This is a genomic window from Hahella sp. KA22 (genome assembly GCF_004135205.1).
Taxonomy (GTDB): Bacteria; Pseudomonadota; Gammaproteobacteria; order Pseudomonadales; family Oleiphilaceae; genus Hahella.
This window is the reverse complement of record NZ_CP035490.1, coordinates 5,292,718-5,315,827: the sequence shown is the minus strand read 5'-3', so window position 1 is coordinate 5,315,827 and position 23,110 is coordinate 5,292,718. Positions and strand designations below refer to the sequence as shown.

The window sequence follows — 23,110 nt, the reverse complement described above, 5'->3', positions numbered from 1 at the left end:
GCGACGGCCTCTCACGGAAGCCGCCGCTTTTTTTCGCTATATGCAAGTATTGGTCGATCGACAGTAATCCTTTTTATCGCAACGCAAACTGGTGCGATGGGAGGGTGAAAATCCAAGATAGTCCATGGAACCCACCGCGTAATAGAGCCCCCAGAAATACTGCGCCCGTCCAGCCAGCGAGTGGTTAAGATTTTCCTCCCGATAACAGGCCGCCGCCACAGATCCTGACGCGTTTGTCTCCTCACCGGTCAAGCGGTCGACAATGCGCTTGATGAACTGCATCTGCGGCCCTTGCCGGGTGAGGTAGTCCAGTGTGTCATGGCCTGTGTCTGCGTACCCCCACCAATCCCAGCAGCCGTTCATTGGCTCATTGCTGGTTTGCGGATACACCACGATGATGCGATTGCTTTCCGCCCAGGCATTGTAGCCGGCGTGACGGGCGAAGGTGTCTTGCAAGGTCGAGCGATTCTGTTTGCAGCCATGCAGGGCGATATGCACGCGGCAGGCGGCCTGGGCGTCCCGGCAGGCGTCGGGAACGTAGATGTAGCCGGTGTCATCCAGATACTGCGAATAGCTCAACAGGCTCTGATCGAAAGTCAGCAGGTTTTCCGGTTTTTCCGACGCAGGGGGCGATAAAGGGCCGTAGATGTGATTCAGCAATAGCCCCGCGGCGTCATACTGACAATCGCCAATATAGGGGGAATTGCTGTGCGTGCAGTCTGCGCCGAAATTTTGCGTCGGCATGGCGTGACCGGCGTCTATGAGGTCAATATTGACCGAGACATTCTGAGCTCCGCTTAACTGCTGATACACCTCCGCCGCCCGCTGTGAAGAAGAACTCCTAACCCGATGATCGCTCTTGCCATGGAAGATCCATACACGGTCGTCGCGCAAAAACTCAACGCCGTCAATCTTGCCCATATCCGCCAAGGCCTGGGTCAGCCTGACGATGGCGTCGGCGTCCGGCAAATCCCCCTGGCTCATGCAGCGCCCGGCGGCCTGGGTCAAGCTGCCTTCCGCGCAGCCATAAGGGCCGCCCGCCACCAGTCCGGCCCCCATGAAGGTTCTGGAGTAGGCCACATGCGCCTGCATGGCGGCGAAAGCGCCGGAAGATAAACCGGAGATGGAAATCTGGGCGGCGTCGACATTGAGACTGCGTAAGTCAATGCTCTCCTGCCCGGGAGACACAGCCAGTCCGGCGCCGCCGGCGGCCAGTGTAGAAGTCAGAACGACTGCGCCTTTCAGCGTCATGAATCTGTTCATAGTCGGCCCCTTGAGTTGTTGTCGTGCGTCCCTGGTGAGCGTTATCCGTTGGTTGCGACTGTCCGCGCAACAACACACGCCGGATTTTTCTTTTATGTCTATGTCATTGCCATGAACGCATTCAGGGCGTATCAAATCCTGCGCCAGGATGATTAACACAGTGAATTCAGCAGGTTGGACGTAAGCGGGCAGGGTGTGTTCAATATATGTACAGAAGGGCTGACAGGTTGCGGATTCTTCGCCAGAATGCTGTCCGGCCAGCCGGACACCCATTTTTATACGCCGCAGATTTTGCATGAATTTACAGGAGCCCCCCTAACGTCCTCGTGCGCTTGCTTTAAACTGATGCAGCCTGTTTGTGCGGGGAGGCGTGTGTCTGATGAAACGGTCTATGGTTGCGCTTTTGTACTTCTGTGTGCTGTCGTTGTTCAGTTTCGTCAGTCGCGCGGACGATGTTTTGCACATTTTCACCTGGGAAGACTATCTCGACCCGGAGGTGGTCGCCGAGTTCGAGAAAACTCACCATATCAAGCTGAAGTTCAGCTATTTTCAGAACGAAGAGAAACGCGATCGCATCATGGCCACGCGCAATGGCCAGGGCTTCGACCTGATTCTGATGGACGGTCTGACGGCGGAGGCCTACATCAAGCTGGGCTGGGCCGCGCCGTTAACTGAAAACGAAGTTCCCAATCTCAAATACAACAATAATCTCTGGCGCAGCCATCAACCGGCATTGGCCGGCTATGTCGCGCCCTATGCCTGGGGCACGCAGGGCGTCGCCTATCGTTCTGATCTGGTGCGGCCGATTTCCCGTTTCATGCAGTTGTTTCGTCCGGCGGATGAGCTGAAAGGCAAAATCGTGATGACGCCGCAAGCCACAGAAATGCTGCCTATCGCCCTGCAGACCCTGGGCTATGACATGTACGACGAATCTCCCCAGGCGCTGACCTTGGCGGCGGAGCTGATCGCCGCCCAGAGGCCCCATGTGCTGACCTATCGTTCCCTCAAGACCAATGGCGAATCGCTCTTGGTGACGGGGGAGGCGGTGGCCGCCGTGGCCTACAGCGGCGATGCGCTGATGCTGAAACAGCTCAATCCGAATATTGAATATCGTTTGCCGGAAGAGGGCGGTATTGTCTGGTTCGATTACTTCATTGTCAGTCGCTACGCCTCGGACCCGGAAGCCGCCTATGCGTTTTTGAATTTCATCAGCGAGCCCCGCAACGCGGCCCGTAATTGTGAATTCACCTATTCCGCCACCTATAATGAAGAAGCACTGAAAATTTTGCCGGAGGAACTGCTGGCCAATCAGACCGTGTTCCCCGCCATCAATCCCAGGATGGGAACCCATAAAGCGCCAAGCACGCTATATAAGCGGCGCATGATGAGCATCTGGCACAATCTTGGCTTCGAACAGATTCTGCAATGAAGTTACGCGCGCGGTTGATCATTACGCTGGTAGTGGCGACATTCACCTGCTTTTTGAGTCTGGCGACCGCGCTGTACGTGGAGTTAACCGCTTTCTGGGAAGGCCGCAGCCGTCATTTGCTGGATGAGTCCGCCTCTCTGGCGGCGGCCAATGTGAATGGCTCGGTGGAGCATACCCTGGCCAATATGCGTCTGCTGGTTTCCGAAGACGTGCTGGATCGTTATTTGTCCATGGGGGAGGAGCGTTACACCCTCATGTATGACTTATCCGCGAAGGCGTTGAGCCGTTACTCCACGTTGTTCCCCGAATATCTTGAGATTGTCCTGCTATTGCCCGACGGTGTGGAGGACATCCGCATCGCCGAGGATATCCGCTCCCCGGAAGCGGAGCCTGCGGGAGAAAGTCTGTTTCAGCAGGCGTTGCAAGACCCTTACAACACCTACTATGACTTCATCAACCAGGAACGTTTCGACGGACCGCATCTGACGTTTTACCGCGCGCTATACACCATCGACCGCTCCCTGGGCGCCTATGAAAACAACAAGGTGGTGAAAGGCGTGCTCAAATTCACCGTGGACATGAAATGGTTGATGCGCCATGACCCCGGAAGCGATGCGACGGAAGTGGACGCCACCTTTATCGCCAGCCGGGGACGGGGCGTGATTTACGCCTCGGGCCTGTCCGGGACGCAGGCCCGCGCACTGTCGAACACTCCCGGCGCTGGCGTGGATGGGCCGAGCCAGTACATGGCGCGGATGATGGGAGATGATTATCTGGTGGACTCGCGTCCCTTGATTGGGGACTGGCGTCTCTATAACGCGATGCCGTTTTCGGAGGCGCGCAGCGAGTTTCATCGCTTGCTGTTCACCGCCATCGTGGTGTTGGTGGTGGTGTTTGTCTTGCTGGGCTGGTTTATCTACGTGCAGATGGATCGCATGATTGTGCGTCCGGTAAAAGAACTGGCCACGGCTACCTATCACATTCTGCATGCGCCGGACAAAGCCAAGTCACTGCGCATGCAAAGCGGCGAAATAGGGCGTCTGCAGCAGGCGTTTCTGGAAATGGAAGGGCAGATTCGTCAGTACACGCGAGAGCTGAAAACCCAGGCCTACACCGACAGCCTGACCGGCTTGCCCAACCGTCACGCCATGGCGCACATGCTGGCGTTGTTGATGCGGCGCAATGAAGAGCGCGATCAGTCACTGGCGCTGTTGTTTATCGACCTGGACGGGTTCAAGCAGATCAATGATGTCCACGGTCATCAAGTGGGAGACAGCTTGCTGACTGCCGTGACCGGTCGCCTCTCTTCGGTCTTGCGTCCCTCCGATGTGATTTATCAGATTTCGGAAGAAGAAGCGCTGGAGGAGACAGATGAGGAGCGCAACATTCTGTTCCGCCTGGGCGGCGACGAGTTCACCATTATCGTTCCCAACATCGGCGCCCGTAAGAACGCGGCGGCGGTGGCGCAACGGGTGCTGGATCAGCTGAGGGCCCCGTTCAAAGTAGAGGGACAGGAAACCTTTATCGGCGCCAGCATCGGCATCGCAATGTGCCCGGACGACGCCGACAGCGTTAATGATCTGATCAAATATGCGGACACCGCCATGTACTCCGCCAAGGCCCACGGCAAGATGCGCTTTGAGTTTTTCTCGCCGCAATTGGAGCACAGCGAGCAGGCCCGTCTGGCGATGGATAACCTGATCAGCAAAGCTTTAGACAAGGACGAGTTCACGATCTGCTTCCAGCCGATCATTGATCTGCGCACCCGTCATCTCGCCGGGTTTGAAGCGCTGGCGCGTCTGTACTCGGAGCAATATGGCTGGGTCAGCCCGCTGGATTTCGTACCGGCGGCGGAGAAACGCGGCATGATTGATCACATCACCATACTCGTGGCTTCACACGCCTGTGAGTTTGTGAAAGCGCTGGAAGAAAAGTATCAGTTGCAGCCGAGCGTTTCACTGAACATCACCGCCGGGCAATTGGCGACAGGCGACGTCTTCGACAAAATCAATCAGCTGCTGGTTAACTTCGGCATGTCCCGCAACATCTTTGAGTTTGAGGTCACGGAAAGCGCGTTGTTCGAAGACCGCAAAGGCTGCGCGATGACCCTGGATAAGCTGCGCAACCAGGGCTTCCGGGTATCCCTGGACAACTTTGGCGTCGGGTATTCCTCACTTAGTCATCTGAAAAAATTCTCTTTCAACACGCTGAAAATTGATCGCTCGTTCCTGCGCGACCTGCATGACGATGAAGCCGGGCAGGCCATCCTTTCCAGCATTATCGCGATGGCGAGAAAAATGGACATGGCGGTGGTGGCGGAAGGCATTGAGACGATACAGCAACTGGAAGTGGTGGAAAGCCTGGGCATTCATCTGGCGCAAGGCTATCTGTTTTCACCGCCGCTGCCGGCGGAAGCGGCGTTAGCGTTGTATGAGCAGGACTCCGCCATTCGTTACTGACCAGGCCTGTGGTCAGGTTCGCTGGCCATCATAACTCTGACTAACCAGGCCCCTCTCGCGGGCTGCGTTTCACTGAATAATACGCACACGACTGCATAGCGTGGTTCAGACATCAGCGTTATAGTGTGGGCGCTTTGCTGTCGATCTGATTTATAAGGGGAAAGTGGTGAGAATTGCAGTATTTTGCGGCTCCAGTATGGGGGCCAGAGAGGAATACGAGGGCGCCGCCAAAGCGCTTGGGGAAGAGTTGGCGCGACGGAATATCGAGCTGGTGTACGGCGGCGGCCATGTGGGCCTGATGGGCGTGATCGCCGACGCGGTGCTGGCGGCGGGCGGCAAGGTGACCGGCGTCATCCCCGTGGCGTTGAAAGAAAAGGAGATTGAACATACCGGTTTGACCGAGTTGTTCGTAGTGGCGGACATGCACGAACGCAAAGCGAAAATGGCGGAGCTGTCAGACGCGTTTATCGCCATGCCTGGCGGCGCCGGAACTTTGGAGGAAATCTTCGAGGTCTGGACCTGGAGTCAGTTGGGCTATCACAGCAAGCCAAGCTGTTTTTATAACGCCTTTGGCTACTACGACAAACTGCTCGACTTTATCCGTCACATGCAGGACGAACGCTTCCTGAGTCAGGGCTACATCGACGCCCTGATCATCAAAGAAAACCCGGCGCAGCTGCTCGACGCGATTCTGTCTTATCAGGCGCCTCCCGGAAAATGGTGACGCCCTGGGCGCGGGCATTTCACGCCTAAGCCTGCGGGGCCGGCCTGCGCAGCAGCGCCGGTCCCAGAGACGCCAGCAAGGCGCCGCCGACAATCAGTCCGCACCCGAGCAATACCGTTACCGTGAATTCCGCTTCGCCAAAGGCGATCAGCAATAGCGTGGAAATCAGCGGCGCGGCGTAGGACAAGACCCCCAATAGCTGAATATCGCCGCGTTTGACGCCATAGTCCCAGGTAAAGAACGCAATCCCCACCGGGCCCAGCCCCAAACCAATTACCCCGAGCCATTGCCCGCCGCTCAGCGGCCAGACAGTCTCTTCAAGCGCGCCATGACACAGCGCCGCCAGCACAGAAACACCCAGACAGTATAAGCCCACTGCGTCAGAGGGGACCGCCGCCAGCGTGCGGGACAACACCGAATACAGCGACCAGATCAGAGCGCAGAGCAGCGCGGCGCCGTAGCCGCTCAAGTAACGCGGGTCGAAGCCAGCGCCGGGGCGCCACAGCAACGCCCAGCAGCCCGCCAGCGTCAGCAGTCCACCCAGCCACAGGGCTTTGCCCGCAGACTCTTTCAGCAACACAGCGGAAAAGCAGACGATCAGCAGCGGCCAGAGATAGGCGATCAGACTGGCTTCCACCGCCGGCGCCTGATTCAAGGCGATGAAGTAAAACAGGTGGTAACCGAATAGTCCGCCCACGCCCAACAACCAGGCGCGAACCGGTTGACGTAGCAGACGCAGAAGACTGCCTCCCTGCGCCACTGTTTTGCCCAACATCAGCAGTGCGGCGATGCAAAAGGTCATCGCCAATAACTGAAAGGGAGGAATGCCTGCGCTCCAGCGCGTGAACAGCGCTAATGCGCCCCATAAGACGACGGCGGTGAATCCTATGGACGTTGCGGCTTGTCGGTTCATGACGTTTCTTATTCCGTTATATGAGATTTTCTGTTGTAGAAGAGAAAGATCGGAAACGTCAGCTTAGCGTTTTGGTGGGAGGAGAATTTCGTCGTTACGGCGCTAGTTTTTCTCGCGCGGGCGGAAATGCTTGGGAGACTTGCCGAAGTGGCGTCTGAAACGATCACTGAAAGCGGCCTGATTCTGAAAACCGGTGTCGAGCGCTATCCGTTGTATGCTGAGCTGGCTGTTTTCCAGCAGCGCCAGAGCCAGTCGCATACGTTTGTCTCGCAGATAATCCATCGGCGTCATACCGAATGCGTTTTTAAATAGATCTGAGAGGTGGCGGCGGCTCAGGTTCGCCGCGCTGGCGACTTGATCGAGGGTGATCGTGTCGCCCAAGTGTGCGTCTAGAAAGTCGCGAGCGGCGAGCAGGCGCTTGTCCAGATTCAACGCCGCGCCATAGCGCTCCCGAAGCAACTGCAGCAATAAGCCGAGTATGCGCTCGCGGGACGCTTCGCCCAGGTGTCCGTGACGCAGCTCCATCGCGATAAAGTGAACATAAGAACGCAACCCTGGGTCCAGTTCTATAAATGCCGGCAGACGTCCTAGAGCCGGCTCCATGGCCACCGGCAGATCCGCCACCACAAAGTGGTTATCTTCGCCGCCGGCGAAGGCGTGATCCCGTCCGGCTTCGATCACCGCCGCAGTACGCCGGTCCACCATCGCCCCGTGGCCCGCCACATCCAGTTCCAGGCGACCGCTGAGCGGCAGCACCAGCTGGTGATAGTCATGGCTATGGCATTGCGTTTCCGGCGAATAACGCCGCAGGTCCAAAGCGATAGGCGTCGACATGGCGCGTTTCTCTGTAACAGCTAATGGATAACTTGGATCTCTGCGAAAGCATCAGTGTATCGCCCGGACGGCGAAAGTTCGATGGGAGAGCCGGACTTTTAGCTGTTCTATGGAAATGGCCATGAATTGTAAGCGGAATCTATGATTTGCAGACCTGATTCTGCGCCTTCAAGTAATGACTCTGGCAGCTGGGAAGAAATGTCAGTTCTTGCTTGAAGATAGTCTAGACCGGGACCAAAAAAGCAGGTGTTTTCTATGGATAGTAAATCAAAAATAATTTTGGGCAGGAGTTCATGCTGTACTGGTCTGAAACAAACCATCCCGGAAATGGCGTCGCGGGATTCACCGAATAAGCAGGCGCGTTCACAGATTTCGCCAACCTTCGAGACAAACTCCAAGTCGGAATCGTCTCCGATAATCTCACCGTAATTTTTTAGGATGGCGTTTATTTCTTCAAACGGAATGACGCCAGCCTTACCGTTTTCGAATTTCTGAAAAAAGAATTCGTATGACATAGTTATTCCTGAATTTAACAAAAATATGCCGCTGGCCTCTAACCATACCCTTGAAGGGCTACTAAACGCGCCTGAGTTCCGCTATATACGGCGAAGGCTGCAAGGGAAGCCCGCGTTCGTTATATTGCGGGCAGGAGATATGCAGTCTGCTTTTGGCCCGTGTCAGCGCCACGTAGAAAACCCGGCGTTCCTCCTCCCTGTTTTCCTCTCTCTCTTTATGCTCGGACTGGGTCGCATTGATCAGGAAGACCGTATCGAATTCGGCCCCTTTTGAGGCATGAATGGTCATGAGATGAATTTTATCCGACTCGGTTTTCTCACTGTTAATTTTCAGCAGTTCCTCGGCGCTTTGTTCCAGACTGACGCCTTTCTTCAAGCCGTCCAATAACTGCTGAATCACCACTTTGGCGGGCAGGCTTTCCATGCCTTCCCGGCTGAAATAGGTGTGGCGCAGCAGTATTTCCCATAACTGCTCTTCCGCTTGCGATGGCGGACAGTGATTCAGCTTCTTGATCAGGCGCACGTCGCGAATGATGTCCGTCGCCTTTTCGCCGAGGCTGCCATCGGCGTCGGAAATAAACTGCAGATATTTGAAGATCGCTTCGTCTTTATATTTGCCGGATTTCTTGTGTCGCCATTGCAGATTAATCCGGCTGTTATTGAGGACGTACTCCAGGTACTTCTCCTCCAACGGGCTTTCGCTGCTGGAGGGCGCAAGACACAGACTCAACAGCATACGCGGACCTCGCCTGCGCAGCAGCGGAACGCCTTCATTAACCAGATAAGGGATGCGGCGGGCGATCAGCGCCTGTTCGATATGCAGACGCTGGCTGTTCTCCCTGTAGAGAACAGCGATCTCATCAGGCGGCGTCCCTGTGTCCAGTAGCGTTTGTATATTCGCGGCGACTTCGTTTGACTCGGTCACTACGTTAATAGGCGACGCGAACTGCACCGTCCCGTCGCCGCTTCTGTGGGCGCGCATGGCGATGTCTTGCTGCAGGCGATGAGGCATGCTGTCAGCCAGCTTATTACTGAGCTGCACCAGTTTGTTCAAGGACCGGTAGTTGGTGTCCAGCACGCAGACGCTGGGGGATTCGTACGCTTCCAGAAACGCCTGGAAAACCGATGGCTCCGAGCCCCGGAACTGGTAGATGGACTGCTTGGCGTCGCCGACGACGGTGATGGAAACGGAGTTGGAGGCCAACAGGCGTATGGCTTCAAACTGCAGATAATTGCAGTCCTGAAACTCATCTATGATGAAGTGCTTCAAATGGTATTGCAGCGCGTCCCGCAACTCAGCGTCTTCTTTCAACACGTGGCAGGCGATATAGAGAATATCGTCTGCATCAATGGCGTTGAGCTTTCTTTTTTCCTCGTCCAGGTTTTTCCACAGCGCAACCATGATGCGATCGATCATGCGTTCGCGATTGGTCAGCTCCATCGGCGGCGCATAGTCGTTGGAGCCGAAACCGTTGGCTCTGGCGCGGGACAGGCAGGCGAGAACCTCGTTGAGAGAGATGCTGTTGCGGGCGACAAAGCGCTGCTGTTCCTCGCCCAGGTTGGACCAGAATGATTCGATGAAGCTTCTGGCCTCGTGCTCGCTGATCACCCGCGTCGTTTGGTTGTACCCATATTTCTGCGTGACGGGGCGATCGGAACTGGGTTTCAGGATCAAATCAAGGAACAGCTTGTGAAAAGTGCCGATATGGAGGGTTTTAGCGATGGGGCCAATCAGCTCACCGAGCCTTGATCTCATCTCATTTGCAGCTTTGTTGGTAAAGGTCACCAGGATAATAGACTTCGGCGGCGCCTTTTTATTCAGGATAAGGTGTGCGGCTTTATAGGTGACCACGCGGGTCTTGCCTGAGCCGGCGCCGGCAAGAACCAGGGTGGCTCCTTCGGTACTGTTGACGGCTTTGAACTGTTCTTCATTGAGATAAGACAGTATATCTTTCAATTACTTACCCTTCTTTGACCCAAAGGAGCGTTATCACGGCGCGAACTGCTCTGCGAAAGTTGGGACGAAGCTAAACGATCACAGGGACAAACTCAATTTCAGTTTGCCGGTTCTTCGGGGATTTTCGAGTTATGCGTCGCCAACCCTGCGCCATGCACATACAATCAGGCAGGTACTTCAGATCCGTTGCTCAAGCGACGGCGTCCCGGACTCTGTTGAGGCATGCATGATCGAAAAGCTGGAAATCCACCATTTGCGGACATTGGACGCATTGTATCGCTTCGGCAATATCTCCGCCGCAGCGGAGTCTCTGGATCTGTCGCAGCAGGCGATCAGTCAACAGCTGAAAAAACTGCGGGACATTCTGGGCGATCAGCTATTCGTGCGCACCGGCCATGGCATGGCTCCGACGCCTTACGCCAAACTGATCGAGCCGCATATCCAGCAGGTGTTGACCCATCTGCACGCGATTCCGGCGCCGGAGGCGTTTTCTTTGGCGAAGGTGGAAAGAACCTTGGTGATATCCGCCACGGATTACACCCAGAAAGTGATTGTGACACAGCTGGTCGCTGAATTACGAAAAGCCGCGCCCAAGGTGAAAGTCGTGGTCGCTAATATCGAAAGCGCCAATCTGACCCGGAAAATGCGGCAAGGGGAGATTGATCTGGCGTTCACCTCCCATGGCTATGTGCCGGAAGGCCTGCTGTCCGAGGCGTTGTTCACGGAAAGGTATCTCTGCGTCTCCGCCGACGCCGGATTGGCGGGCGAGGGAGAGATTTCCCTGGAGCGACTGGTGGCGCGTGACTTTATTGTCACCTCGCCAGGAACCGGCGGCTTCGCCGGGTCGGCGGACGCCTGGTTTGAGCAGCAGGGTTTGCGTCGTAACGTGACGATTTCAGCGCCGTCGTTCCACATCGCCCAGGAATATTTGCGGGCGACGGATATGGTGGCCTTTATGCCGTCGCGGCTGTTGCCTTGCGCAGGGTTATTCGAGATTCCCCTCAACAAGTACCCGCCTGGATACGAAGTGGTGGCGGCCTTTCATCCCAGCGCCAAGAATGATCCCCTGATCATGTGGGCGCTCAGTACGGTGAAACAGCGCCTTTCCCACGCTTGATCCTCACGGTCAACCCCGCAACGCTTGTATCGGTTACAACGGCCGCTTGATCGCTCGGGCGCATCTGAAGCTCTACTCTGGCTGCACATTATTGGACGGTTTTAGAGGTCTTTATGAGCATTAGTAAAGTAAACCCCGGCGCGCTGTATAACGGTTCGCCTTTTGGGCTGTCCCAGGCGGCGGTCGATACGGAGTCAGGATTGGTGTTTGTGTCAGGACAGGTGGACTGGGACGCTGACTACGAGCTGAAGAACGACACCATTGAAGCGCAGACAGCCAATGCGCTGGAGAATCTGAGCATCGTGCTGCAGGAAGCGGGGTCTTCCGTCGATAACCTGCTGCAAGTGCGCATATTTGTCAGGGGCGAGCTGGCGGACCACATGGCGAAGGTGGCGCCCATTCTCGCCAACTATCTGGGCTCCGTGCGGCCAGCGCTGACCGGCGTGGGCGTTGCTTCGCTGGCGTCGCCGGGCACGTTGGTGGAGATCGAGGCGGTGGCGAAAGTCCGCCGCTAAAGAGACATTTTCATCGCTACAGCGCCGACATTCGTCGGCGCATGAACAAGCCTGATCAAGTAGATGATCAGCGCACCTTAACGCCCAGACTCAGCAACACTTCGCGGATATCTTTTTCCTGGTTCTCCAGAAAACGCTGCATGGCGTCGCCGCGGTGATAGAAGTTGGACCATCCGTATTTGCTTCTCACCTGTTTCCATTGATCGCTTTGCGACAGCTTTTCCAACATATCGGCGTATTGGGAAACGTCCTGCGCCGACATACCGGGCGTTCCAAAGAAGCCGCGCCAGTTGGCGAAAACCAGATCGTAGCCTTGCTCTTTCATGGTGGGGATGTCAAAGCCTTCCAGGCGCTCGTCGCTGGTGACGCCGAGCAGGCGCAGTTTGCCGGACTTATAATCGTTCACCACTTCTCCGAGCCCGGTGACCAGGGCGACGCCCACTTCTTTGTACAGTTTCTCCAGAGCATCCCCCCCGCCGTCGCTGGGAACATAACGCATTTGATCAATGCCGATGCCGGCGGATTTGAACAGGAGCGCGGCGGTAATGTGGTCCAGGCTTTCCTTGGATGAGCCGCCAATAATCGGATTTTTCGCGGCATGGTCACGGATCAGGTCCGCCAGTTGCGAAACTGATTGAATCGGCGAGTCCGCTTTCACCGCCACTACCTGATACTCCGCTATCACTGTGGCGATTGGCTTGATGTCGCGGAAGTCTTTGTCGATCACCCCTGTCAGGCTGCGCAATATCAATGGAGTGGATTGCACCATCAAGGTTTCCGAGTACTTGGGCGCGTTGCGTATCAGGTCATCCAGGGCGCGTCCGCCGCCGCCTCCAGAGAGGTTGGTGAACTTGGCGTCATCCACCAGTCCTATCGCTTTCATCGTGGCGCCGGCTTCACGGGCGGTAGTGTCCCAGCCGCCGCCTTCGCCGCCGGGAATGAGAAAGGCCAGTTCTTTTGCGTCGACGAAGAGAGAAAGACTTAAAAAGAACACAAGCCAAGGCAACCGTTTCAATACGCTCATCGTATGTACACCTCTACTTTTTTGTTTTGCGGATCAGGCGGCTTCAAAGGAAAGGGAATGGCGTTTCTTTTCCATGTGGGAGTTGAATGAAAAAAGTTCGCCTGAAATTTAAATATAGACCGGACTTTTGTTGCTGTTGGGATAATAATCAAACTGACCGAAACAGTATGGGGGCGATCATGGAAGTAAAATTTACGCCCCGCAGGTGAAAAAATGTGTCATAGATATGGAAATCCAGCATGCTCGGGAACATTATCTACTAAGCTTAAGGAGATAATTCCGGTCAACCGTGATTGGGTTGCGTTACAGCAGCTTTTCGGGCGTTGCGTTTCATCCGAAAACAACCGGTGGTAATGCCATAGATGTCGAACTCATCTTCTCCTATTGGCCGTGTCCGGACGATATGCTTTCTGGTTCTTTGCCTGATCACGAGAATCAGTGGGGCGGCGGAGTCTGAGCTTACTCCGGTCGTGGTGCAGTTGAAGTGGCTGCACCAATTCCAGTTCGCCGGCTTTTACGCCGCTGTCGAAAAAGGTTTCTATCAGAAAGCCGGCTTCGACGTGACCCTGCGTGAGGCGGCGCCGGACATTAATCCTATCGACGAAGTGGTGCAGGGCAGGGCGGACTTCGGCGTCGCCAACTCCGAGCTGCTGCTTTACCGCTTGCAGGGCGCGCCTGTCACCGCCGTGGCGGTGCTGATTCAGCATTCGCCTCTGGTGTTGGTGAGTCTGGCGGAGTCGGAAATACTCAGTCCGCAGGATCTCATCGATAAGCGCGTCATGTTTCCCCATGGGCCATACGGCGCCAATACCATTGGCATCTTACGCAAAGAAGGCGTGCTGCTTTCGCAAATCAAACAGATGCCGTTATCTTTTAATATCAATGATCTGGTGGAGCACCGCGTGGACGCCATGGTGGGCTACGTGACTGATCTGCCGTATCAGCTGCGGAAACGGCAGATCGCTTATAACATCATGGACCCGCGCAGTTACGGCATTGATTTCTACGGCGACACCCTTTTCACGACTGAAAATCATGCCATGAGCGATACCGAAGAGGTGGCGCGTTTCCGCGAGGCCACGATTGATGGTTGGCGTTATGCGGTAGAGAATCCGGAAGAGATCATTCGTTTGCTGCAAAGCAAATACAACTCCCGCAAAAAATACGACGAGCTAGTGTATGAAGCCCGGGAAACCATCGATCTGATCGTGCCCAAGCTGGTGGAGATCGGGCATATGAACCCGGGTCGTTGGGGGCATATCGCGGACACCTTCGCCGCCCTGGAGATGGCGCCCAGGGATTACAACCTGGAGGGATTTGTCTTCGAGCCGGACCGCAATGACGCCAGACTGGTGTTGCGTACGGCGCTGTGGATTGGCGGTCTGGTGGTGATCGCCGGGGCGGTGGGCATCTTTTTGTTGGTGACGTTTAACAACCGGCTTAAAAACCGGGTAGAGCTGCACACTCATCAACTGCGTGAAGCCAATGAGGCGCTGTACGAACAGACGCAGACCCTGATGGAGAAAGAGCAGGCGCTGTACAAGCTGAACCATGCGCTGGAAGCCCGAGTGGAGGAGAGAACCGAGGCGCTGGCGCAGGCCAATCAGGAATTGAAGCTGGAGATAGCGGAAAGAGAGCAGCGCGAACTGTCCTTGCGCCTTCTTTCCAAAGCGGTGGAGAGCAGCCGCAGTGGCGTCATCATCACCAATGCGGATGGCGTTATCGTTTACGTGAATAACGCGTTTCTGGCGATGTCCGGCTACGATCGCATGCAGGTGTTCGACAAGCACATTTCCTCGTTGGAGGAGCGTGTTTGTTTTCCGCGTCTTGATCAGATTAATTTCCGAGAGTTGCCGGAGCCGATGGTCCGCGATGAGTTGCACTGCTACGACGCCTCGCGCAATCAATACTGGGTGCAGATCTCCATTTTCCCTATTTATGAACAGGCGGCGCGCAACTATGGCGTTTTCCGTCCCGCGCCGGAAAAAGTCAGCCATTATGTGGTGACCTGTGAAGACATCACTCTGCTGAAAAAGAGCAAGGATGAGATGGAGCAGTTGGCGTTTTACGACCACCTGACGGGCCTGGAGAGCCGCCTGCTGTTCAAACTGCGCCTGGAAAACGCCATTACCCGGGCGGTGCGCGACAAGTCCATGATCGCTCTGATGTTTATCGACATCGACCACTTCAAGGAGATCAACGATAACTATGGCCATGACGCTGGCGACGAAGTCCTGAAAACCGTGGCCGCGCGTATCAAACAGAACGTGCGTAAGAACGATACGGTGGCGCGCATCAGCGGCGATGAATTTACCGTGATCCTGTCGGATATTCGGGGACATGCGGACGCCCGCCGCGTGGCGCAGGGCATTCGCCGGACCTTGAACCAGCCGTTCAAGTTTGCGGGCAAAGAATATTTTGTCGGCGCCAGTATCGGCATCAGCATTGCGCCTGACGATGGCGTGGAGCTGGATGAGTTGTTGAAGAATGCGGACACCGCCATGTATCAGGCCAAGCGCAATGGCCGCAACGATATCCAGTTTTTCTCTCATTCCATGAATGAAGAAGCCAAGAAGAAACAGGCGCTGGAAGCGGAAATGATCCAGGGGCTGTCCAAGAAGCAGTTCCGCTTGGACTATCAGCCGGTGATTGACCTGGAAACCAAAAAGCTGGTTGGACTGGAGGCGCTGCTGCGCTGGAATCATCCCGGCCAGGGCGTTATTTATCCCGACCACTTTATTCCTCTGGCGGAAGAGACGGGACTCATTGTGGAGCTGGGGAAATGGGTGATCAGCGAAGTCATCTCCGCCACGCAGGAGTTGCGTAAAATGGGGTTCGCCGATGTCGGCGTGGCGATCAATGTATCAGCGCGACAGTTGCGGGACAAAGGGCTGATCGCGGATATCGGGCGCATTGTCGCCGCCCACCGCAATGAACCCTGCAATATTCAACTGGAGCTGACGGAATCCACCATCATTGAGGAGCTGGAGCAAAGCAACCGCAGCATTAACGATCTGAATAGGCTTGGCTTTGGCATCACCGTGGATGATTTCGGCGCGGGTTACTCTTCCATGAGTAACCTCAAGCAACTGCCGATCGACTGCATCAAGATCGACAAGTCGTTTATTCATAACATGCTGCGGAAAGGCGACGATGCGGAAATCGTCAAAGCGATGATTTCCATGGCGCATAACTTAAAGCTGAAGGTGGTGGCGGTGGGCGTGGAAGACGCCGAACAGGTGAAATTCCTCAAGGAAAATCAGTGCTTTCTCGCCCAGGGGTTCTACTTCGCCAAAGCTGGCGACCTGCATGAAATCATCGGGAAATTCAGCGCTCCCAATGTGGTGAAGCTCACTCCCTGAGCTTGTCTTATCTTCCTTACTCAAGCTTACTCAAACAATCAGAGCGCCGGGCTGCCCCAGTAATACACGCTGCCGTCATCGCTGCCGGCGAACACGGCGGTGCCTTCGGCGTTGATGGACATGGGCCAGTTCATCAGTGAGGTGGCGTATTTCCAGTACAGCTCGCCGGTTTGTGCGTTAAACAGATAGAAGTTGCCGGGCGTTTCTTCCTGCGGCGATGAGTTGCTGTCGCTGAAGATGGGCTCGCCGTCGGCGGAGGTAACATACTGCGCGTTGGCGTCCATATTCATGCCGGGGTTGGGGCAATACTCCAGTTGATTGATCCACAGGCGTTGCGGGTAATAATCACCGGAATCGCCAGCGTTCTTCAGCATATAGGCGAAACCGAAGCCGGGGCTGTCAGAGGCGGCTTTGGTCGCGCCGGAGCCATCGTAGTTGCCGCCGGCGCCGACATAAACCTGTCCGCTGACATTGGCGATGGCCAGGGCGTAAGTCAGTCCAGAGACTGGTCGGAAGGCGTGTAGGACCATAATGGCGTGAGGCCGCTGACCGGGCTGTCCGGCTTGGCGAACAGATAGACGTAGCCATTCTTGGTGGAGGCGGCGAAGTAGCCGCCGTCAGCGCTGATGACGACGCGCAGAACGCCGGTGGCGGTATGAAAGCGGCCGTACTCCACCAGGGTTCCACTTTGATTGGCATAGAGGATCACCAGCCCGGTGGAGCTGACCTCCGCCCGTTTCGCCGGCTTGCGTCCACGGGCGAATTCCACGCTTTCCGAATAGCTGTCCAATTCGCCGCCCACCACCACGATTTCACCCGTGTTGCAGACGCCGCAACTGCGCAAGTAGGACTCGCTGACGTTGGTTTGGGAGTCGGTATAACTTTGTCCGTTGAGCGTCAGCAGCAAGGCGTTGGCGCCTTCCACGGCGATAATGGTGGAGCCGTCGTAACTGCTTTCCACTTCATTAATGCGGCTGTCTACGCTGAATTCCTGGCGGCTGGAGACGCCGACCCCAATGTTGTAAGTACGTAAAAAGCCATTGCCGCTGCCGTATTGTCCGCCGGCGGCGGCATATCCACCGTTGCCCGACACTGCGACCCAGAACACGCCCTGGGTGACGTTGTCGCCCAGCGGATCGCTCCATTGCAATGACGGCGCAGAGCCGTCGGTGGCGTAGCTGTAAATGGCGAAATCGCTACTTTCTCCATATTCGGAGGAAGTGCCGGTGATAAGTTGCGCGCCGTTGGCGGAAATGGCGGTGGTGTTGATTTGCAGTCCGGATGTAGGGGTTAGCGTCCAATTGGGCGCGAACTGGTCTTGCAGCATACTGAGTCCTTGTTATTGGGTCATTGCCCTGCGGAGACGGGCGAAGCCTGGTTAATGGTGAATCCATGCCGAAAGTTTAGCCGACCGAGAAGTTTTGGCAATGACCCCAACGACCGATTGGCGGCCATGGCGGCTTTATTCAGTGATCGTTTTTGCCGCGAATTTTCTCCAGGTCCTCAACGCTTCTTGGCCAGTCTTTTTTCAACAGACGGGACAACGCCCGATCCGCGAGTAAGCGTCCTTCCGTCTGGCAATTGGGGCAATAGTTGGTCTCGTTGGTCGCATAGCGAATGCGCTGTACGGCGCCGCCACAGACCGGGCAGGGAAGGTTGTAACGACCATGCACCGCCATGTCTTCGCGAAAGGCGGTGACTTTTTCTGGAAAGGCGTCGCCATACTGGTCGCGCAAACGCTGCGTCCAAGTGGTCAAACTAGTGCGGCACGCCTGATACAGCCGCTCAATTTCTTCTGGACTCAGCTTTTGAGTGTGCGCAATGGGAGAAAGTCGGGCCGCATGCAGAATTTCATCGGAATAGGCGCTGCCGACGCCGCTGAAAATATGCGGATCGGTGAGCGCTCTTTTTAAGGTGTGGTTATTGTGGGTCAATGCCTGTTGAAACGCGTGGAGGTCGGACTCCAATATCTCCAGACCGCCCGGATTGATCTGCGCTAATCCTGTTTCCTCTCCGACAAGATGCAGCGAAGCGCGCTTCTTCGTTCCCGCTTCCGTCAAAAACAGAACGCCATTAGGGAACTGCAAGCTAATCAACGCATTTTTCCCCGGCGCTTTCTTACCCGCGTCGCGCCAATGCAACCGCCCCACGATCATCAGGTGAAACACCATCCAAACATCATTATCAAAGCCAATGGCGATACGCTTACCAATCCGCCGCAACTGCGTCACTCGCGCGCCAACTACCGCCTCCAAAGGCGGCTCCGCCGTCCGCAACAGAAAATAACTATGCAACTCCACCGACTCCAACACCCGCCCAAGAACCCGCCGCTCCAACGCATCGATATACACAGTAATGTCAGGATATTCAGGCATCACGCATCCTCCTGTTTGTTAGGGGGATTATATGTGTAAAGCATATGGGTTGTGGAAAAGCTGGCTGCTTATTGGGGGATGTTGGAATAGCCAATCATGGACTGGTTGGTGTGGACGCCTGCCCAAGTTATTGAAAATTAATTGATTGAGGTCGGGCGGTGAGACGATTAGTCGATGAAATCGCTTAATTTCTGGAACAATTATGGCTATATTGTCATATCTCAACAATGGCTCCTGGGACTCAAGTAACTTATTAAAGGCAGGGGCTATTTCAGCAGTTGTTAATGTAACATTTAATTTATACAACTATTTACAACAACCTGACTCTAACAGGCTACTATGTATTTTTTTGACTATAGGGAGGCGGACTTTTGTTGCAAAGCCGAAATATCCCAGCTGCAGGGAAGCCAGGAACTATATGCCCATTAGTCAAAATCATCAAATGCATCGCTCCAAGTGCGGTTGAATCGCTTAGTGAATGTATCGTCATCAACATATGGCGAAAAATTTCTATACTTCATGGACATGACAAGAGTTTGACTTTTGTTGTTGTTCCCAATCTGGCGTAATATATGGACGGCATCATGATAATCCGCGTCCCGACGCCACGCTCCACTAAGCTTCATTCCCAATAGTTCATACCAGCTCGCAGTATATACAACTAAATTTGGGTGCATGAAAATTTGTTTATTGCTCTTGGTTTGTAATCCAAAAAAGGATACACCGTCATTAAGCCAAGCGTGCTGCCCCTTTGGAAGCTTTTGCTCTTCTGCGACTTGGTCCACTAATTCACTAATAATTTCTTTATCTTTGGGAGGAATGATGACATCGATATCTCGTGTCATACGTCTGCTCCCAAACATCAGAACACTAATCACTCCACCAGCGGCTACTAGCTCTACTCGGCGATTTCGTTCTTTTAATAGTTGGGCGAGTCGTGATAGTGCTTTCTCGATAACTTCTTTAGAAAGAGTGCCGTTACCTGGGTCGTAATATTTTTTCAAAATAAGATTCCTCGGTTAAATAAAAAACATGAAATTCTTTGCTACCAATAAATTTCTTTTTTCGAATGGCGGACAAAATTGCTCATCCTCTAAAAGCCTATCGCTTTGAAGCTTCACAATACTTTCTACTGCACCAATTTCTTTACACCATGAGGGTATTTTTTGAGAGCTGTTATGAGGTGGGGCGTTTAGTACCTCTACAAGCCGCTCCAATATACTTGCTTTGATAGCTAGGCTTAATTTGTCCGACTCTACCGGTTTTGGGACGACATCACATTCCAGTCCTTCCCTATACCAATCGAGAACTAAATCAGAGAAAGAAATTTCATCACCAGACAGTAGATAATCCTTCATCTTATCAAGCACTTGAGTGGCTCTTTTTTGGGATGCATTCTGAGCTTCGAAGCTTTCCCGAATAATTTCAGGATGTTTGATAGCGATTTTGACTAAAGCTTTTGCAGAGCCGGAAGGTGACCTCCGATTTTGCTCCCACTCCTGCAATGTCCTAACAGAAATTTGCAACGCCTTAGCAAAGTCTCTTTGAGATAGACCGGCTTTTAGCCTCGCTCCGCTAATTTCACTATTCATCATTTGCCTCTCCAGCAGATTAAACTGAGTTTTGGCACATTGTACGTCAATGACGTACAAACGAAAACACTTTAGCTGTATAGCCATAACAGGATTAATAAAAAGCTGGTTTAATTAATGAGTTAAGGAATTGCTCAAAACTATAGCTTAAATATTTCAGGCCAATTCTACTGAGTGGAACGACAAGAAAATGCCAGCTTGGGGACAGGCTGGCGAAGGGTTTTTAATTAAGTGGGCGGGGCATAAGATCCAATGTAACTTCGAACAAGCAACAAAGCTGCTCCCTGTTGACGATCTTGATGATGGATATGAGCTGGAAATAAAAGAGGGGATCATGAAAGTCCTCCAGTTTTATGATGGCGATAGAGGACTTCGACACTATGTGGCCTGCTATCAGTATGAGCTACAGCAATCCCCAGAGTCGTGGAGCTATGAGTAGACTTGGTTATAATCGCCTAATATGCCAATAAGCCCTAATCTGAATGCAAGCTTGAAACTATGCTAAGACCGCTGCTTACAGCCAATATCGCTTTTGTCGTTTCTTATAATGTAGCCTTTGGGACGGTGAATATGGGCAGCGCTTCAGTGGCTATGGCTTATATTCCTGCAGCAGTAGTTGTTTTTTTCGTTTCTCTTTATGATCTTTACTCTACCCATAAATCTGGGAAGGCATACTTTTTTTCTGCCGCCTTTAAAAGAAGGCAAAGGCCCTTCCGTTATTGGCTTTGTTTTCTACTAATAATCGTATTTCTTTGTATCTCCATACGGACGATTGTTGTTTTAACTAGATAGCCTCTGGAATATCAGATGCTTGAGTAATATAAGCAGGAGAAACCTTCCTATGATTCATTCTTCTGTGCCGATTAATCCCGGAGGGCCACTCTTGATAATCACTGTTTTCTCATTACTATGGTTTGGGAGGAGGCGCATGAGTTTCTTGAAAGGGAAACCACGAAGCCATGGGAATATGCATATGAAGCGGAAAAGTGCAGGCTGAAATATTGATGGAGAGTCTCATGTTTGAAGATATTCAGTGGACTGTAGGTGATACCCCGAAAGAGCAGGGAGTGTATATCATTGCGGTTGAAACATACGGAATGGCTACAATATCCGCCTCCTACTGGAGTCCGATTGAGGGATGGGCCAGCATATCTCCGGATGACAAAATCAAAGGATTTATTCCCTTGAATGAAGTAGCGAAAAAGCTTCCATACTTTTGGAAATCGGATGACGAGCCGCCTTTGACGGAAGAGCAAATCAAAAGAGCCAAGGCACGCGGTTTCCGGGTTGATTAACTGGCTCTTTGGGTGGCGGAGAAGTCACAAGGCAATACTCCTGTCTTCTAATAGCGGTAACCATCCCGCCGAATCCCCTCCAGTAACACCCTGGCAAGCTCTATAAAATTGCGGGTATCGTCAGAAGGAAAAGGCGGGTTTCCGGTTGCTGCATTGGAGTAGTAGGGTTCACCTTTGGAGGATTTTCCGGCTCAGCCTAAAGTGAAAAGCTAATTCTTGTATTTGACCCGCACTATTTCCCAGGGCCTAGGAGTCATGACTGATTGAGGTCACGAGGCTCGTTTGTTAGCTTTTTAGTCGACAAGGCATGCATTTGCTACTAACCAAGGCAATTTACATTCCCGCGTTAACGAGCCTGGAAGTTCCTATGGCGCGTTGCACTTCTGCTGAGTGGTATAGATAACACTCGCTCACACATGAAGTTTTAGGGATTAAACACCGGCGAAATCAATAGTACGGATTGGTCTTATTACTCGCTGTTCTGCTTTAAGCATGCATGTCGTTTTTGGTGTTTCAGAATTAGGAGCATCCCGCGTCAGTAACGACGGCTAATTACGAGCTTTATCTAAAACGCAATTCAGAACAGGAGAAGCAGGCAATGGGGCAGTGTTATAAGTCAGGGGATTTTTACAAGTATTTCAAGGAAAATATGAATGCCCTTGGGATGCCCGCACCTGACTCTCTGTTTGGTACTTACAATGCTGCTATTGCGAATGCTTCACTAATATTGGGAACATTCAAAACGCTAGGCTCCCAGGCAACCATGGCTGAGATCATTGGCGCCACTACAGGCCTTGAGGCGCTTGGAGTTGCTGCTGCATTGGGCGCTGCTGGTTATGCGGGGGCGGTTGTGGGTAGTATTGCTGTTGCATCAGGTCGGTCTCTGAGTTGCGGCTCTCGAATCGCTGATATGTTCGCATTCATTGAAGAGCATGACTTACAGTTTCCTGGCTGGAAATCTTTTTATCTTCACAATCCGCAAATATTTGACACGCGTAATCCACACAGGTATAGCTTTGCTGTACTAGCGAAAGCTTCACCCGCCAGTTTTGAGTACGCGTAATGTTTAAAAATCTGCTGTTTTTATTGGCATGCATAGCTATATTTGCCGCGACATGGGGAGTGTTTCAACTGCTGGGGCAATACACTTTTATTCTTATGACTGTGATCGCTGTTGCTCTGTTGCTCTCCAGGGTCGGAAAGCCAAAATTTGGAAAAAGTGACGACAAATGAATATATGGCTCAATGGGGTAACGCTTCTCTTTTGAGCCTTAATTCTGGAAAAGATTTTTTGGCGCCAGAAGCAGCGTATTTAAGGGAAAGTCTAGCAAGTCAAACAGCTCTCCAGCCAGCTTTCCAATGACTCCATAAGCTCCTCACTACCGCACCTCCCTTCGTCTTCTTCAAATAGATGACGCTGACAAACCCTAGGAGGAGAGAAGTTACAAAGCATTATTCCGGCCTTCAAATAGCGGTAACCATCCCGCCGAATCCCCTCCAGTAACACCCTGGCAAGTTCAATAAAATCGCGGGTATCGTCAGAAGGAAAAGGCGGGTTTACGGTTGCTGTATTGGTGTAGCGCGGTTCAGTATGCCGGTTTGGATAAACATGGTAATGAAGGAGACCCGCTGCTTCTCTCGGAGCTTTTCGGTGGCCCGAGCGGCGTACTTGCATACGGTCTCCCGCATGTTCTGAAAACAGGTAATGCGTTTACCAAAGGAATAGCCGCAAATGA

The 23,110-nt window shown here is 53.4% G+C and carries 21 protein-coding genes and 1 pseudogene; 10 read left to right on the top strand and 12 right to left on the bottom strand.

Going from position 1 to position 23,110, the window contains the following annotated elements; translation table 11 throughout:
- Positions 1-36: 36 nt before the first annotated feature.
- Positions 37-1,263, bottom strand: coding sequence for a PHB depolymerase family esterase (locus tag EUZ85_RS23445; RefSeq protein ID WP_164887335.1), 1,227 nt, complete (start codon positions 1,261-1,263; stop codon positions 37-39).
- Between the two features lie 391 nt (positions 1,264-1,654).
- Here EUZ85_RS23445 and EUZ85_RS23440 point away from each other — a divergent pair, with 391 nt between their 5' ends.
- The 3 genes from EUZ85_RS23440 (at position 1,655) to EUZ85_RS23430 (ending at position 5,875) form a co-directional block, all read left to right on the top strand.
- Positions 1,655-2,692 (top strand): spermidine/putrescine ABC transporter substrate-binding protein, encoded by a 1,038-nt coding sequence (locus tag EUZ85_RS23440; RefSeq protein ID WP_164887334.1) that lies wholly within the window; start codon positions 1,655-1,657, stop codon positions 2,690-2,692.
- Positions 2,689-5,151 (top strand): bifunctional diguanylate cyclase/phosphodiesterase, encoded by a 2,463-nt coding sequence (locus EUZ85_RS23435; RefSeq protein ID WP_127972490.1) that lies wholly within the window; start codon positions 2,689-2,691, stop codon positions 5,149-5,151. Before EUZ85_RS23440 ends, EUZ85_RS23435 begins: the two co-directional genes overlap by 4 nt.
- A 166-nt stretch (positions 5,152-5,317) precedes the next feature.
- Positions 5,318-5,875, top strand: coding sequence for a TIGR00730 family Rossman fold protein (locus EUZ85_RS23430; RefSeq protein ID WP_206617938.1), 558 nt, complete (start codon positions 5,318-5,320; stop codon positions 5,873-5,875).
- 25 nt (positions 5,876-5,900) lie between these two features.
- On the opposite strand, the gene EUZ85_RS23425 is transcribed toward EUZ85_RS23430, so the two are convergent.
- The 4 genes from EUZ85_RS23425 to EUZ85_RS23410 all read right to left on the bottom strand — a co-directional run bounded on the left by EUZ85_RS23425 (position 5,901) and on the right by EUZ85_RS23410 (position 10,094).
- Positions 5,901-6,788, bottom strand: a complete 888-nt coding sequence (locus tag EUZ85_RS23425) for a DMT family transporter (RefSeq protein WP_127972486.1) — start codon at positions 6,786-6,788, stop codon at positions 5,901-5,903.
- A gap of 102 nt (positions 6,789-6,890) precedes the next feature.
- Positions 6,891-7,622 (bottom strand): AraC family transcriptional regulator, encoded by a 732-nt coding sequence (locus EUZ85_RS23420; RefSeq protein WP_127972484.1) that lies wholly within the window; start codon positions 7,620-7,622, stop codon positions 6,891-6,893.
- Between the two features lie 107 nt (positions 7,623-7,729).
- Positions 7,730-8,137 carry a hypothetical protein gene (locus EUZ85_RS23415; RefSeq protein ID WP_127972482.1) on the bottom strand — a complete coding sequence of 136 codons (408 nt, stop codon included), beginning with the start codon at positions 8,135-8,137 and terminating at the stop codon, positions 7,730-7,732.
- A gap of 61 nt (positions 8,138-8,198) precedes the next feature.
- On the bottom strand, positions 8,199-10,094 hold the full coding sequence (locus tag EUZ85_RS23410) for an ATP-dependent helicase (RefSeq protein WP_127972480.1): 1,896 nt from the start codon (positions 10,092-10,094) through the stop codon (positions 8,199-8,201).
- 226 nt (positions 10,095-10,320) lie between these two features.
- Here EUZ85_RS23410 and EUZ85_RS23405 point away from each other — a divergent pair, with 226 nt between their 5' ends.
- Both EUZ85_RS23405 and EUZ85_RS23400 read left to right on the top strand, forming a co-directional pair.
- Entirely contained in the window at positions 10,321-11,211 is an 891-nt protein-coding gene (locus tag EUZ85_RS23405) for a LysR family transcriptional regulator (RefSeq protein ID WP_127972478.1), read from the top strand.
- Between the two features lie 113 nt (positions 11,212-11,324).
- The gene (locus tag EUZ85_RS23400; RefSeq protein WP_127972474.1) at positions 11,325-11,726 is read left to right on the top strand and encodes a RidA family protein; all 402 of its coding nucleotides are present in this window, start codon (positions 11,325-11,327) and stop codon (positions 11,724-11,726) included.
- A 67-nt stretch (positions 11,727-11,793) separates the two neighbouring features.
- On the opposite strand, the gene EUZ85_RS23395 is transcribed toward EUZ85_RS23400, so the two are convergent.
- Positions 11,794-12,750, bottom strand: coding sequence for a tripartite tricarboxylate transporter substrate binding protein (locus EUZ85_RS23395; protein WP_127972472.1), 957 nt, complete (start codon positions 12,748-12,750; stop codon positions 11,794-11,796).
- A gap of 362 nt (positions 12,751-13,112) precedes the next feature.
- Here EUZ85_RS23395 and EUZ85_RS23390 point away from each other — a divergent pair, with 362 nt between their 5' ends.
- Positions 13,113-16,112 (top strand): EAL domain-containing protein, encoded by a 3,000-nt coding sequence (locus EUZ85_RS23390; protein ID WP_127972470.1) that lies wholly within the window; start codon positions 13,113-13,115, stop codon positions 16,110-16,112.
- Positions 16,113-16,150: 38 nt separating this feature from the next.
- On the opposite strand, the gene EUZ85_RS23385 is transcribed toward EUZ85_RS23390, so the two are convergent.
- From EUZ85_RS23385 to EUZ85_RS23365, 5 genes are all read right to left on the bottom strand, one after another.
- The gene (locus EUZ85_RS23385) at positions 16,151-16,642 is read right to left on the bottom strand and encodes a hypothetical protein (protein WP_129498765.1); all 492 of its coding nucleotides are present in this window, start codon (positions 16,640-16,642) and stop codon (positions 16,151-16,153) included.
- Complete coding sequence (locus tag EUZ85_RS23380) at positions 16,606-17,439, bottom strand: hypothetical protein (protein WP_129498764.1); 834 nt, start codon at positions 17,437-17,439, stop codon at positions 16,606-16,608. The genes EUZ85_RS23385 and EUZ85_RS23380 overlap by 37 nt, the downstream gene beginning before the upstream one ends.
- Before the next feature lie 139 nt (positions 17,440-17,578).
- Positions 17,579-18,487: an Fpg/Nei family DNA glycosylase gene (locus tag EUZ85_RS23375; protein WP_127972466.1), complete on the bottom strand. Its 909-nt coding sequence runs from the start codon at positions 18,485-18,487 to the stop codon at positions 17,579-17,581.
- Positions 18,488-18,912: 425 nt separating this feature from the next.
- Positions 18,913-19,491 (bottom strand): DUF6036 family nucleotidyltransferase, encoded by a 579-nt coding sequence (locus EUZ85_RS23370; protein WP_127972464.1) that lies wholly within the window; start codon positions 19,489-19,491, stop codon positions 18,913-18,915.
- Positions 19,492-19,506: 15 nt separating this feature from the next.
- On the bottom strand, positions 19,507-20,082 hold the full coding sequence (locus EUZ85_RS23365) for a DNA-binding transcriptional regulator (RefSeq protein ID WP_241566840.1): 576 nt from the start codon (positions 20,080-20,082) through the stop codon (positions 19,507-19,509).
- A gap of 187 nt (positions 20,083-20,269) precedes the next feature.
- On the opposite strand from EUZ85_RS23365, the gene EUZ85_RS23360 reads away from it, so the two are divergent.
- The 4 genes from EUZ85_RS23360 to EUZ85_RS31260 all read left to right on the top strand — a co-directional run bounded on the left by EUZ85_RS23360 (position 20,270) and on the right by EUZ85_RS31260 (position 22,737).
- A complete protein-coding gene (locus tag EUZ85_RS23360) occupies positions 20,270-20,518 on the top strand; it encodes a hypothetical protein (protein WP_127972460.1) in 249 nt (82 codons plus the stop codon).
- A 577-nt stretch (positions 20,519-21,095) separates the two neighbouring features.
- Complete coding sequence (locus tag EUZ85_RS23355; RefSeq protein ID WP_127972458.1) at positions 21,096-21,374, top strand: hypothetical protein; 279 nt, start codon at positions 21,096-21,098, stop codon at positions 21,372-21,374.
- 598 nt (positions 21,375-21,972) lie between these two features.
- On the top strand, positions 21,973-22,437 hold the full coding sequence (locus EUZ85_RS23350; RefSeq protein WP_127972456.1) for a hypothetical protein: 465 nt from the start codon (positions 21,973-21,975) through the stop codon (positions 22,435-22,437).
- 147 nt (positions 22,438-22,584) lie between these two features.
- Positions 22,585-22,737 (top strand): hypothetical protein, encoded by a 153-nt coding sequence (locus EUZ85_RS31260; RefSeq protein ID WP_164887158.1) that lies wholly within the window; start codon positions 22,585-22,587, stop codon positions 22,735-22,737.
- Here EUZ85_RS31260 and EUZ85_RS32065 read toward each other — a convergent pair.
- Positions 22,699-23,108 (bottom strand): annotated as a pseudogene (locus EUZ85_RS32065) (hypothetical protein). The gene EUZ85_RS31260 and the pseudogene EUZ85_RS32065 overlap by 39 nt on opposite strands.
- Between the last annotated feature and the right edge of the window lie 2 nt (positions 23,109-23,110).

Bases quoted from the DNA above. Each gene is read 5' to 3' on its own strand.
- EUZ85_RS23445 (WP_164887335.1), bottom strand. From the start codon at position 1,263: ATGAACAGATTCATGACGCTGAAAGGCGCAGTCGTTCTGACTTCTACA.
- EUZ85_RS23440 (WP_164887334.1), top strand. From the start codon at position 1,655: ATGGTTGCGCTTTTGTACTTCTGTGTGCTGTCGTTGTTCAGTTTCGTC.
- EUZ85_RS23435 (WP_127972490.1), top strand. From the start codon at position 2,689: ATGAAGTTACGCGCGCGGTTGATCATTACGCTGGTAGTGGCGACATTC.
- EUZ85_RS23425 (WP_127972486.1), bottom strand. From the start codon at position 6,788: ATGAACCGACAAGCCGCAACGTCCATAGGATTCACCGCCGTCGTCTTA.
- EUZ85_RS23420 (WP_127972484.1), bottom strand. From the start codon at position 7,622: ATGTCGACGCCTATCGCTTTGGACCTGCGGCGTTATTCGCCGGAAACG.
- EUZ85_RS23415 (WP_127972482.1), bottom strand. From the start codon at position 8,137: ATGTCATACGAATTCTTTTTTCAGAAATTCGAAAACGGTAAGGCTGGC.
- EUZ85_RS23405 (WP_127972478.1), top strand. From the start codon at position 10,321: ATGATCGAAAAGCTGGAAATCCACCATTTGCGGACATTGGACGCATTG.
- EUZ85_RS23400 (WP_127972474.1), top strand. From the start codon at position 11,325: ATGAGCATTAGTAAAGTAAACCCCGGCGCGCTGTATAACGGTTCGCCT.
- EUZ85_RS23395 (WP_127972472.1), bottom strand. From the start codon at position 12,750: ATGAGCGTATTGAAACGGTTGCCTTGGCTTGTGTTCTTTTTAAGTCTT.
- EUZ85_RS23390 (WP_127972470.1), top strand. From the start codon at position 13,113: ATGTCGAACTCATCTTCTCCTATTGGCCGTGTCCGGACGATATGCTTT.
- EUZ85_RS23385 (WP_129498765.1), bottom strand. From the start codon at position 16,642: ATGGTCCTACACGCCTTCCGACCAGTCTCTGGACTGACTTACGCCCTG.
- EUZ85_RS23380 (WP_129498764.1), bottom strand. From the start codon at position 17,439: ATGCTGCAAGACCAGTTCGCGCCCAATTGGACGCTAACCCCTACATCC.
- EUZ85_RS23375 (WP_127972466.1), bottom strand. From the start codon at position 18,487: ATGCCTGAATATCCTGACATTACTGTGTATATCGATGCGTTGGAGCGG.
- EUZ85_RS23365 (WP_241566840.1), bottom strand. From the start codon at position 20,082: ATGATGAATAGTGAAATTAGCGGAGCGAGGCTAAAAGCCGGTCTATCT.
- EUZ85_RS23360 (WP_127972460.1), top strand. From the start codon at position 20,270: ATGCCAGCTTGGGGACAGGCTGGCGAAGGGTTTTTAATTAAGTGGGCG.
- EUZ85_RS23355 (WP_127972458.1), top strand. From the start codon at position 21,096: ATGTTTGAAGATATTCAGTGGACTGTAGGTGATACCCCGAAAGAGCAG.
- EUZ85_RS23350 (WP_127972456.1), top strand. From the start codon at position 21,973: ATGGGGCAGTGTTATAAGTCAGGGGATTTTTACAAGTATTTCAAGGAA.